The sequence below is a fragment of the Chitinolyticbacter albus genome (assembly GCF_024437655.1).
GTDB lineage: Bacteria > Pseudomonadota > Gammaproteobacteria > Burkholderiales > Chitinibacteraceae > Chitinolyticbacter > Chitinolyticbacter albus.
Map to the genome: position 1 here is coordinate 1 of NZ_JANBVF010000028.1, position 6306 is coordinate 6306.

Below are 6306 nucleotides of genomic sequence, written 5' to 3' on the forward strand. Positions count from 1 at the left end.
TTTCATCCTCGACATCAAGAAGATCATCAGCCTGTTGACCAACCGCAAGCAGACGTTGCTGTTCTCGGCCACCTTCTCGCCCGAGATCAAGAAGCTGGCCGGCGAGTTCCTCAAGGATCCGGTCGTGATCGAGGTGGCACGGCAGAACGCGACCAACGACAACGTCGAGCAGTTGCTGCATCCGTGCGAAACGTACCGCAAGCGCGCGCTGCTGTCGCACCTGATCCGCTCGCACCAGATGAGTCAGGTCATCGTGTTCAACCGCACCAAGCAGGGTGCCGACCAGGTGGCGCGCGACCTGAAGCGCGACGGCTTCGATTGCGAGGCCATCCACGGCGATCGTGACCAGAAGGCGCGGCTCGACGTGCTGTCGCGCTTCAAGGAAGGCGCGCTCAAGATACTGGTTGCGACTGATGTGGCCGCGCGCGGACTCGATATCTCGGAGCTGCCCTTCGTCGTCAACTTCGAGCTGCCGAACAATCCCGAAGACTACGTGCACCGCATTGGCCGCACCGGCCGTGCTGGCGCCAAGGGCGTGGCGATCTCGCTGGTCGATCCAGGCGAGGACAAGGCCTACGCCCTGATCCAGAAGCTGATCAAGAAGGAATTGCCGCTGACGCCCGTGCCCGGCTATTCGCCTGGCACAACGCGGCCCGAACCGGCTACACGGCGCGAAGAAAGCCGCCCGGCGCCTGAAACCTATCGCGGCCGCGAGCGCAGCACCGCGCGCGCCACACATGCCGCGCTGGAACCCAATATTCCAGTCATGCCCAAGCTGCGCGACAAGCCGACCCACCAGGTCGCGGCGCTGTTCCTGCCCCCGAAGCCGCGGCTCGATCCGCAGTAAAGCCAGCGGCGCAATGCCTGCTCATTTCGCCGCCCATTGGCAGCGCCGTCTCACCGACGGCTTTCCGATGCTGGCAGCGATGCAGCTGCAAGTGGTTGGCGACGCCAGCGCCTGGCAGCTGCAGGCGCCATTCCTGCCTAATCGCAACGATCACGGCACGGCCTTCGGCGGCAGCCTCGCCATGCTGGCCATCATCGCCGGCTGGATGCAGGCCTCGCTGCTGGCCGGCGACGGCTGTGATGTCGTCATCCAGTCCAGCAGCTTCGATTTCCTCGCCCCATTGAGCAGCGATCTATATGCCAGCGTGCAAGCGGTGGCGGAGGACGACGTGCGACGCTTTGCGCGGGCACTGGCGCGCGGCCGTCCCGCCCGGCTGGCGGTTTCCGTGCTGTTGCTTGCCGCCGATGGCGGCGTAGTCGGGCGTTTTGTCGGACGCTACGTCGCAACGACATTGCCCGCATAGCTCACCGGATCGGATCGGGATGACGGTGCGACGACTCTCCGCAGCGCTTGACCGGTTCTGCCCAGTTCCTTACATCGCACCGTCGAGCGCAGCATCACCTTATCGCACCGCATTGCATACCCCGGGCGTTGTCCCGTTTCACGGGACGCATCCTGGATTCCTTGTTTTTCAATGGCTTACCCGCATTTTGTGTCGTGGGTGATTTCACGGCCAACGTCGCGCACCGGACACGGCTGCGCCGCATTGTCCGATCCACGCAACCGCATGTCGCTGACGGGTGATCCGTGGATGGATTCGTGCGATTTTGCCGTTGTTGCGGCGGTCCAAGCGCCATCGTCGGCGCATATCTGGTGATAACTAAAAAGCAGTGGGGTGTGGTGTAGCGATGAGACAGGGCGTGTTGTGGCTGCTGTTGACCCTGTGTTGCGGCGTGATCAGGGCCGAGCCTATCGTGGCGGGCTATTTCGCGTCCTGGGCCACCTATCATCGGCCCGCGCCGTTCGAGCGCATCGCCTTCGCCCGACTGACCCACCTGATCTACGCCCACGCCGCGCCGACTGCCGATGGCGACGTGGTATCGACCGATTTTGTCGCCGATTTCAACCACGCCTACCCGGCCGAACACGGCTGGCCCGCGGTGCGCGGCAATTTTGCGCGGCTGCAGCAGATTCGTGCGCATTACCCGCAGCTACGCGTGCTGATCTCGGTGGGCGGCTGGGTAGGATCGCGCCATTGGGACGAGGTGGCCGCGGATCCGGCTAGGCGGCAACGCTTTGCGGCGCGGCTGCTGGCGTTCGTACGGCAGCACGGGTTCGATGGCGCCGTCATCGATTGGCAGTATCCAGGCACGGACGGCGTTGCCGGGCTCGTGCCCAGCGCCGACGATGGGGCCAACCAGCTGGCGCTGGTTCAGGCGGTGCGGGCGGCCTTCGCCAGCCAGCGGCCGCGCCCCTTGCTTGCGGTGACGCTGGGCAGCAAGCAGGAGCAGCTGCGCGCGCTGGCCTTGCCGCAGCTGGTAACAACGGCTGATTTTGCCGTGTTGCAGGGCTACGACTATCACGGTGCCTGGGAAAAATTGACTGGGCATAACGCACCGCTGGCGGGGCCAGGCGACAGCGTGCTGGCTGCCATGCGCACGCTGGCGTTGCGTGGCGTTCCGGGAAACAAGCTGGTGCTGGGCGTGGACAACCAGGGCGATGCCTGGACCGGTGTGCCGGATCGCCAGCGTGGCCTGGGGCAGCAAGGCAGCGGGGCCTTGCTCGGCAGCTGGGATGACGAGGACAGCGGGCCGAGCGGGCGGATGGATCTGGATGAGGTGCTGGCCCTGCAGCAAGAGTCGGGCACCCGCACCGATTGGGACGACGTGGCCCAGGCCAGTACGCTGTATGTGCCGCAACGACAGTTGTTCGTGAGTTTCGAGAGCCCGCGCGCGCTCGCCGCCAAGCTGGTCGCCGCCGATGGCAGGGGTTATGCCGGCGTGGCGCTCTGGGAATTGTCCGGCGAGTTCAGTGGCGAAGGCAGCCTGCTACGGCAGATCCATACCCACTATGCGCCGTGGGCCGGCCGCTGGCAGAGCGTAGTCGAGGCGTGGCGCGAGCGGCCGGTCTGGGTCGATCCGTTCGGCGGCGGTGTGATCATGGCGTTGCTGTTCCTGCTGTCTGGCCGCTGGGCGCGAGAATGGCGTACCGAGCGGCGCCAGATCGTCGCGGTCCGTGATCACCGCGCCGAGCTGTGGGTCCTGCTGCCTTTGTTGCAGGCGCTGCGCGAAGCGACGCTGGCGACGCGGCTGGATCAGCGGGCTGCCGCGGATTGGATGCGTTGGCGTCAGGGCGCGCTACGGGTTGAAACGCATCTGCGCTTGCTGGCGGCGCCTGCCGCCGCGATGGTCGCGGGCGTATCGGATCATCTGGTGGTGAGCCCGGACGAGTACATCGTGGCGGCGTCGCCTGTACCGAACGGGCAAGGTCAGCTGGCTGCGCTCAATGCGCTGCTGGCTGAGCTCGGCGAGCAGCGCAGTGCCGAGCGCATGCTCGAAGTGGTGATGCAGTTCCTGGCCGACCAGCCCATGGTGGACGCTGTGGCGTTGATGCAGGATGGCGCGCCGGTGCAGCAAATGGGGCAGGGCGACTGGGGGAGCGATGCCATCCTGCCCCCTGGCGTGCATTTCAGCCCGGATCGCACGAGGGCCTGGCTCAATGCCGACGATGGCTCGGATTTCCAGCTGGCGCTGGTTTTTGCCCAGCCCGCTGACGCGCATGACGAGGCCTTGCTGCAACATCTGGCAAACCAGATCCGCCTGGTGCGGCAACACCTCACCGAACTGACGCGTCAGCCGCACATCCTGTCCGAGCTCTACGAGATCGCGTCGCGGCGCGACAAACTGTTGTTCATTCGTGCCGACAAGGGTTACAGCGGCATCCACACCGCCGATGGCGGCATGCCGCTCTATGTGACGTTGCGCCTGCGGGCGATTCGCCTCTACTTCACCGAGGAGGTGCTGCTGCAGGTGCATCGCTCCTATCTGGTGAATCCGCGCCGCGTCAGCCGTGCCCAGCATGTGGGCAAGGGGCAGTACGAACTGGTGCTGGGCAAGCACACGGTTCCGGTGCGCCGCCAGTACCTGGCGCGGTTGCGCGAACTCTATCCGGCCTGGTTCGCCGCCACGTCATGAAGGTGACGCCAAGACGTCATCGATACGACACGCGCCTGTAAAGCTGTCTTCCGATAATCGCCCGGATTTTTCGACCGGCCACTCACGCCGGCCCGACCAACCCAGGAGCGATACCATGAGTGCTTACGACCAGGACGATATCCCGTCCAACCTCAGCAACAACGAACACTTCAACGAGGTGGTGGACCGTGTCGTTTCCCGTCGCAACATGCTCAAGGGTGGCCTGGGCCTGTCGGCGGCCATGTTCCTCGGCGGCGCGCTGGCAGCCTGTGGTGGCGGTGGCGACGATGGTGGTACTTCGCCAACGCCGGTGCCGACCGGCACGCCGACTCCGGTGCCAATGCCCGCGCCACGCGCCAGCCTCGGCTTCGCAGCAGTAGCCGCTGGAAGCGGCAGCAATATCGTGGTGCCGACCGGCTACAAATATCAGGTGCTGGCGCCGTGGGGTTCGCCGCTGTTCAACAACTCGCCGGCCTGGAAGGGCGATGGCTCCGAAACCGCCGCCGACCAGCTGCTGCAGGTGGGCGACAACCACGACGGCATGCATTTCTTCCCGTTCACCGACGCCGCCGGCAAGGAAAAGAGTGACGAAGGCCTGCTGGTGATGAACCACGAGTACATCAACGGTGAATATTTCTACAAGCCCGAAGCTGGCCAGACCTACCCGAACACCTGGACGCAGGACAAGGTACGCAAGGCGCAGAATGCCCACGGTGTCTCGGTCATCCACATCAAGCGCGAAAGCGGCGTGTGGCAGGTACAGGTGGGCTCGTCCTACAACCGCCGCATTACCGCCAACACGCCCATGCAGCTCACTGGCCCGGCGGCGGGCCACGCACTGGTGCAGACCAGCGGTGATCCGTCCGGCACCGTGGCGCTCGGTACCATCAATAACTGCGGCAATGGCTGGACGCTGTGGGGCACCTATCTCACCTGTGAAGAGAACTTCAACAATTACTTCGGCACCACCGCCGGTGCCGATACCCGCTCCGACCTGATGAAGCGCTACGGCTTGACCGCCCGCGGCACCAGCTATCGCTGGGAAGAGTTCGACAATCGCTTCGACTACGTGAAGGAGCCCAACGAATCCAATCGCTTCGGCTGGATCGTCGAAATCGATCCGTGGGATGTGAATGCCATCCCGAAGAAGCGCACGGCACTCGGCCGCATCAAGCACGAAAACTGCGCGATGACGCTGTCCACGGATGGCCACGTCGTGGTCTACATGGGCGACGATCAGGCCGACGACTATGTCTACAAGTTCGTCTCGAGCGGCGTGTACAACGCCAGCAACCCGCAGGCCAACCGCGATCTGCTCGAGTCGGGCAAGCTCTATGCCGCCAAGTTCAAGGCCGGTGCCGCTGCCAACGACATGATGGGCGATGGCGAATGGGTGCTGCTCGACAAGACGGCCAATCCGACCCTGGCTGCAGATGTCCGCTTCGCCGATCAGGCCGAGGTGTTGATCAAGACCCGCTGGGCTGCGGATGCCGTGGGCGCCACCAAGATGGACCGTCCGGAATGGGTCACCGTGCACCCGGGGACCGGCGAGGCTTATCTCACGCTGACTAATAACAGCGGCCGTACCGTCACCGACGAAGCCAACCCGCGTGCGCAGAACCGCTACGGTCAGATCATCCGCTGGCGGGAATCCGGCAGCGATGCGGCCGCGCTGACCTTCGAATGGGATCTGTTCGTGCTGGCGGGCAACCCCAACGCCTACCCAGACCGCAGCAATCTCAAGTCCGGTTCGGCCAATGTCACCACCACCAACACCTTCAACAGCCCGGACGGCCTTGCCTTCGCTCCGAACGGCCTCTTGTGGATCGAAACCGACGGCAGCAACGCCAACACCGGCGACTATGCCGGCCAAGGCAACAACCAGCTGCTGGTGGCCGATCCGGTGACCAAGGAAATCCGCCGCTTCCTCGTCGGGCCGGATGGCTGCGAAATCACCGGTATCACTTTCACCCCGGACGTGAAGACGGTCTTCATCAACGTGCAGCATCCTGGCGAAATTAGCGGCCCGCATGCGCCGACCGTCCCGGTCGGTCAGACCATGCAGGATCTGATCAATGCCGATGCCACCGTGTTCAGTCACTGGCCGCAGGGCGAGCCGGGCATCACCGGCAACGTCGGTCGCCCGCGTTCGGCGACCGTGGTGATCTGGAAGGAAGATGGCGGGGAGCTTGGCGTCTGATCAGCAGACTGATGCCGGACCGGGCCGCATTGCGCGGCCCAGCATGAACAAAGCCGCCCTCTGGGCGGCTTTGTCGTGGTTGTCTTTAGGCAGTAGCGGCCAGCAACGCGCTGTTTGACTGTCTG

Annotated in this window: 4 protein-coding genes; all 4 read left to right on the forward strand. The window is 64.6% G+C overall.

Annotated features, from left to right (window positions below; all coding sequences use genetic code 11):
* On the forward strand, positions 1–847 hold an 847-nt coding region (locus tag NLI84_RS14930; RefSeq protein WP_255991443.1), incomplete at its 5' end, for a DEAD/DEAH box helicase.
* A gap of 13 nt (positions 848–860) precedes the next feature.
* Positions 861–1310 (forward strand): YiiD C-terminal domain-containing protein, encoded by a 450-nt coding sequence (locus NLI84_RS14935; protein WP_255991444.1) that lies wholly within the window; start codon positions 861–863, stop codon positions 1308–1310.
* 397 nt (positions 1311–1707) lie between these two features.
* A complete protein-coding gene (locus NLI84_RS14940; RefSeq protein ID WP_255991445.1) occupies positions 1708–3981 on the forward strand; it encodes a glycosyl hydrolase family 18 protein in 2274 nt (757 codons plus the stop codon).
* Between the two features lie 115 nt (positions 3982–4096).
* Positions 4097–6181, forward strand: a complete 2085-nt coding sequence (locus tag NLI84_RS14945; protein ID WP_255991446.1) for a PhoX family protein — start codon at positions 4097–4099, stop codon at positions 6179–6181.
* Positions 6182–6306: the final 125 nt, after the last annotated feature.